The following is a 5,839-nucleotide window of genomic DNA, read 5'->3' as shown; positions in this document are numbered from 1 at the left end:
GGGGAGGGTGGCCCCCGAAGGGGGTCGGTCGGGACGAAGTCCCGCAGAGAGGGGAACCCGGCCGCCGGAAGAGGCTAGCACTTCATGAAGGGCGTGCCTGATCCTGAAGCTGGGGTCCCCTCTCCCGGCTCGCACGCGCGAGGCACCCTCTCCCGCAGAGGGGGGAGGGTCGGCGATGCGCTCAGCTCTTCAGCCGGTAGCCCGTGCGGAAGATGTACGTCACCGCCCCGAGGCAGAGGACGAGGAACAGCGTCGTCATGCCGAGGCTTGCCGCGATGCCGATGTCGGCCCGGCCGAAGAAGCTCCAGCGGAAGCCGCTGATCAGGTAGACGACCGGGTTGGCGAGGCTCACCGTCTGCCAGAAGGGCGGCAGCATCTCGATGGCGTAGAAGCTGCCGCCTAAGAAGGTCAGCGGCGTGATGATGAGGAGCGGCACCATCTGCAGCCGCTCGAACCCGTCCGCCCACAGCCCGATCACGAAGCCGAACAGGCTGAAGGTGACGGCCGTGAGCAGCAGGAAGGCCAGCATCCAGAACGGGTGCTCGACCCGCAGCGGCACGAAGAGCGCCGCGGTCGCCAGGATGATCAGCGCGATGATGATCGCCTTCGAGGCCGCCGCGCCCACGTAGCCCAGCACCACCTCGACCGGCGAGATCGGCGCGGACAGGATCTCGTAGATCGTGCCGGCAAACCGCGGGAAGTAGATGCCGAAGGAGGCGTTGGTGATGCTCTGCGTCAGCAGCGAGAGCATCATCAGGCCCGGCACGATGAACAGGCCGTAGGGCACGCCGTCGACCGTGTTCATGCGCGCGCCGATCGCCGCGCCGAAGACCACGAAGTAGAGCGAGGTCGAGATGACGGGTGCCAGGATGCTCTGCGTCGCGGTGCGCAGGAAGCGGTGCATCTCGAAGACGTAGATCGCCCGGACGGCGGGCCAGTTCATTCGGCTCATGATCTAGGCGCGCTCCCGCATCAGCCCGACGAAGATGTCCTCCAGCGAACTCTGCCGCGTCTGGAGGTCGGTGAAGCTGACCCCGGCCTGTGTGAGGTCGTTGAGGAGCCGGGTGATGCCGGTGCGCTCGGCTTGGCTGTCGTAGGTGTAGATGAGTTCGCGCCCTGCCGCGCCGAGTTCGAGGCCGCGGTCGGCCAGCGCCGGCGGCAGGGCGGCGAGCGGCTCGGCGAGCTGGAGGGTGAGCTGCTTGCGGCCGAGCTTGCGCATCAGCTCGGCCTTCTCCTCGACCAGGATGATGCGCCCCTTGCGGATCACGCCGATCCGGTCGGCCATCTCCTCGGCCTCCTCGATGTAGTGCGTCGTCAGGATCACCGTGACGCCCTGGTCGCGCAGGCGCCGCACGAGGCGCCACATGTCCTGGCGCAGTTCCACGTCGACGCCCGCCGTGGGCTCGTCGAGGAACAAGAGGCGCGGCTCGTGGGAGAGCGCCTTGGCGATCAGCACGCGCCGCTTCATGCCGCCGGAGAGCTGCATCATCCGGCTGTCGCGCTTCTCCCAGAGCGAGAGATCGCGTAGCACCCGCTCGATATGGGCCGGATCGCGCTTCAGCCCGAACAGGCCTCGGGTGAAGCTCACCGTCTTGATGACGGTCTCGAAGGCGTCGGTGGTCAGTTCCTGCGGCACGAGGCCGATCGTGGCACGCGCCCGCCGGTAGTCGCGGGCGATGTCGTGCCCGTCCACCGTGATCGTGCCGCCGGTCGGCGTGACGATCCCGCAGATGATGTTGATCAGTGTCGACTTGCCCGCACCGTTCGGCCCGAGCAGCGCGAAGATCTCGCCGCGGGCGATCTCCAGGTTCACGTCCGCGAGTGCGGAGAGGCCGGAGGCGTAGGTCTTGTGGAGGTTCTGGATCTGGAGAATCGGCGGCATCGCGGTCTGAGCTTCCGGTCGGCGCCGAGGTAGCGCAGGCGTGGCATGGTGGCGACCACGGCGGCGGTGATCGGCTCGCCGGACGGTCCGCCGCGTGCCGAACGGCACATCGAGGGCGGGATTATCCTCTCACGCGATGGGCCTTCGATCGGCTCGGCCGACTCCTACGGATAGAGCGCGACCTTTTCCCGGACGCCTGGAGCGCCAGCGGAAGGTGATCCGGGACCCAGCACAGAGAGTGTCGCGCAGCGGCTCGATCTTCGACACGGGCGCAGGATTCGGTCGCTTCGCGTCGTCCCGTGCTGGGTCCCGGGTCGCATTCCGCTCACGCTCCATGCGCCCGGGAGAAGGGCGGTGCCCGCACCTGAAGGGTGGCACCCGTTCCCGCGCGGCCTCAGGTCGATGCCGGGCCTAGGCCGACAGCCGCCAGCGCCGCATCGACCTCCGCCGGCCCGAGCGCCCGGATCACCGGCCCCGAGGTCCAGACCAGGTGCGGGCGGATCGCGTGGCCCGGATAGATCCGCGCGAGCAGGCTCGCGTAGAGGGCGATCTGCCCGGCATCGGCCTCCGGCAGCGCGTCGCCGTCCGGCGGGCGGCCGGTCTTGAAGTCGCAGAGCCAGACCGTGCCATCCGCCACCGCGAGGCGGTCGACCCGGCCGAAGACCGGCCGCTCGACGCCGCCGACCACGACCCGGCCCGACAGGCTCACCTCCGCGCGCGCCCCGGCCGCGAAGAGCGGCGCGAGGCCGGGATCCTCGATCACCCGCAGCGCCGCGCGCACGATGCGCTCGCGCTGCGGCTCGGGGAGCGCCGGGGCGCGGGCGCCCACATAGGTGCGGGACGCGGCCAGGCGCCTCTCCGGCTCCAGCCGGGGCAGGTGTTCCAGCAGGGCGTGGATCAGGATGCCGCGGCGGCGCGCCTCGGCGTCGGCCTGCCGCGGCGGGATCAGGCGCTGGCCGTCGGCCGCCTGCAGGGCGCCGGAGGGGCTGAGCGGCGGGGGCGCCTCGGCCTCCGCCGGGGCCGGCGCGTGCAGCCACGCGGGAACCGGAGGCGGTTCGGGCGCGGGCGTGCCCTCGGGCGAGGCCGCGGCCTCGGCCTCGCCGTCGTGCCAGAGCGTGACCGGGCCGTAGGGCGTCTCGCGCGCCTCGCCCGCGCCGAGCGCCCCCTCCAAACCGGCCCGGATCATCCGGCACCACGCGGCCTCGGTCTCGCGCTCGTGCCCGCGATAGGGCGCCACCACGAGGCGGTCGGCCGCGCGGGTCATCGCCACGTAGAGCAGGCGGTTGTGCTCCTCCCGCCCCCGGGCCTGCAGCGCCGCGCGGGCTTGCGCCAGCGCCGCGCAATCGTGGGCGCGCGCGCCCGACCAGACCGGCGGCAGCGCCTCCTCGACCATCGGCAGCAGCGGCGGGTCGTTGCGCCCGAGCGGCTCGCAGCCGTCGATCACCACCACGACCGGTGCCTCCAGGCCCTTGGCACCGTGCACGGTCATCACCCGGACCTCGTCGCGGCCCGATTCCATGTCGCGCTTGACCGTGTGGCCCTCCGCCGAGCCGTGGTAGCGCGCCAGGAACCCGCCGAGCGAGGGCGCGTCGATGCCCTGCTCGGCCTGGGCGGCGGCGGCCAGGAACACGTCGATGGCGTCGCCCGCCTCGCCGCCGAGCCGCGAGACGAGCTTGGCGCGCCCGCCGCGCGGCCCGAGCAGCGTCGCGTAGAAGCCGAACGGCCCCTCGGCGCCCGCGAGCGCGATCCAGCCGGCGAGCGCGTCGCGACCGCGGATCGCGGCCGGGTCGCCCGCTTCCGCGTGGCGGTGGAGCGCATCCTCCAGCGTCTCGGCGAGGTCGCGCCGGGCGGCGATGCGCACGAGGTCGTCGTCGTCGAGCCCGACCAGCGGGGTCTTGAGCGCAACCGCCAGCGTGAGGTCGTCGGCCGGCAACAGCCCGGCGCGGCCCACTGCCACGAGGTCGGCCACCGCGATGTGGGCGGCCACATCCAGCCGGTCCTGCCCGGCCACCGGCACGGCGAGGCCCTTGAGCGCCCGGATCACCTCCTCGAAGGCGGCACCGCGCTTTCGCACCAGCACCAGGATCTCGCCCGGGCGCCAGACGCGGCCCTGCGCGTCGCCGGTGGTCGTCCAGGTGCGGATCGCGCGGGCGATGCGCCGGGCCGTGAGCAGCGCGGGCGCCCCGGCCTCCGGCGCATCGACGGGCGCCGCCCAGGCGTCGGGCTCCGCCTCCTCGGCGGGCTCGGCGATCGGCCAGAGCTCGACGGCACCGGGCGCCGAGGGCCGCGCGCTCGCGTGCACGGTGCCGACCGCCGCGTCGCCGAAGGCGAGGCCGCTGTAATGCGCGGGCACGGCGAAGACGGCATCGACCGCCCGCAGCACCGCGCGGGTCGAGCGGAAGGAGAGCGTCAGCGGCACGTCCTCGAAGACGAGGTCGGCGCTCTGCGCCTCGCCCACCCAGGCGAGCCGGGTCGCGGCGAACTCGCGCGGATCCGCGCCCTGGAAGCTGTAGATCGACTGCTTCGGGTCGCCCACCGCGAAGCGGGTGCGGTTGAGGGCGCGCGCGCCCTCCCCCACCGCGAACTCGGCGGTGATGCGGCGCAGAATCTCCCACTGTTGCGGGTTGGTGTCCTGCGCCTCGTCGATCAGCACGTGATCGACACCGCGGTCGAGCTTGTACAGCACCCAGCCGGCGCCGACCCGCTGCAGCAGGTCGAGGGTCTTGTGGATCAGGTCGTCGAAATCGAGCGCGCCGAGCCGAGCCTTCTGGGCCTCGACGCGGCGGTGGATCTCGGCGGCCAGCACGAACAGGGACCGGGTCCGCTCGTGCGCGCGGGCGGCGCGCAGGCGATCGAAGAGCGGCACGAGGCGGTCGCGCTCGGCCTGCATCGCGGCGCGCACCGGCTCGGGCACCGCCTTGGTGCCGAGGCTGCGGTCGGCCTTGGGCGCGTCCTTCTCGGTGAAGAAGATCCCGCGGTAGAGGTCGAGCGCCCCTTCCGTCTCGCGGGCCGCGCGGGCGGCTTCGAGCGCGTCGGCCAGCCCCTCGTCGGTCTTGGCGCCGGTGCGCAGGCCCGCGATCAGTTCGGGGAGGTCGACGGCGCAGCCGTCGAGGATCGCGGCCTCCAGGCTCTCGTCGGTCTCGCCGGGCGCGAGACCGAGCGCCCGGCGCAGGCGGTCGAACCGGGTCTCCAGACCGGCCGCGTCGCCGAGGACCGCACGGGCCGCCATCGCGCCGCGGATCGCCCGGCGCAGCGCGTCGCCCGTCGCCTCCGGGGCGACGCGGGCCAGCGCCTCGCTCAAAGAGAGGTTGCCCGCCACCGCGTCGGCCAGCACGTTGGCGGTCTCGACCTCGAAGGCCTCGCGCGACTGCGTGTCGTCGAGCACCACGAAGCGGGCCGGCACGTTCGCCTCGAAGGGGAACATGTGCAGCAGGCGCTCGCACAGCGCGTGCAGGGTCTCGATCTTCAGCCCGCCCGGCGTCTCGACCGCGCGGGCGAACAGGCGGCGGGCCGCGTCGAGCCGCTCGCGCGAGGCGCGCTCGCCGGTCAGGCGCTCCAGCTCCTCGCCGAGCGCGGCGTCGTCCAGCGTCACCCAGCGCCCGAGCCGCTGGAACACCCGGATCGACATGTTGGCGGCCGCCGCCTTGGTGAAGGTGAGGCAGAGGATCCGCCCCGGCGCCGCCCCGTCGAGCAGGAGGCGCACCACCCGGTCGGTGAGCACCTTGGTCTTGCCCGCGCCGGCGTTCGCCGAGACCCAGGCGGAGGCGCGCGGGTCGGCGGCGCGGCGCTGGTTGGCCTCGGTGAGGGCATCGACGACGAGGCGGTGCAGCGTGGGCGCCTGGGCGTTCATCGGGATTGGCCCACAACCGTACCGGGAAGGGACGCGGGCAGCGCCGCGCTCTCCCTCCCCCCTCTGCGGGGGAGGGTGGCCCCTGCGTCAGCAGGGGTCGGTCGGGA

General features: G+C 73.2%; 3 protein-coding genes. All 3 read right to left on the bottom strand.

The genetic code is table 11. From position 1 onward, the window contains the following. Positions 1 to 181: 181 nt before the first annotated feature. The 3 genes from AX737_RS25690 to addA all read right to left on the bottom strand — a co-directional run bounded on the left by AX737_RS25690 (position 182) and on the right by addA (position 5,732). Positions 182 to 943, bottom strand: coding sequence for an ABC transporter permease (locus AX737_RS25690; protein WP_066926388.1), 762 nt, complete (start codon positions 941 to 943; stop codon positions 182 to 184). Between the two features lie 12 nt (positions 944 to 955). After that, positions 956 to 1,882 (bottom strand): ABC transporter ATP-binding protein, encoded by a 927-nt coding sequence (locus tag AX737_RS25685; protein WP_066926386.1) that lies wholly within the window; start codon positions 1,880 to 1,882, stop codon positions 956 to 958. A 394-nt stretch (positions 1,883 to 2,276) separates the two neighbouring features. Continuing rightward, a complete protein-coding gene (gene addA / locus AX737_RS25680; RefSeq protein WP_066926384.1) occupies positions 2,277 to 5,732 on the bottom strand; it encodes a double-strand break repair helicase AddA in 3,456 nt (1,151 codons plus the stop codon). Positions 5,733 to 5,839: the final 107 nt, after the last annotated feature.

This window comes from Methylobacterium sp. CCH5-D2, assembly GCF_001556475.1.
GTDB classification, from domain to species: Bacteria; Pseudomonadota; Alphaproteobacteria; order Rhizobiales; family Beijerinckiaceae; genus Methylobacterium; species Methylobacterium hispanicum.
The sequence above is the reverse complement of the archived record's forward strand: the minus strand, read 5'-3'. Positions and strand labels throughout refer to the sequence as shown.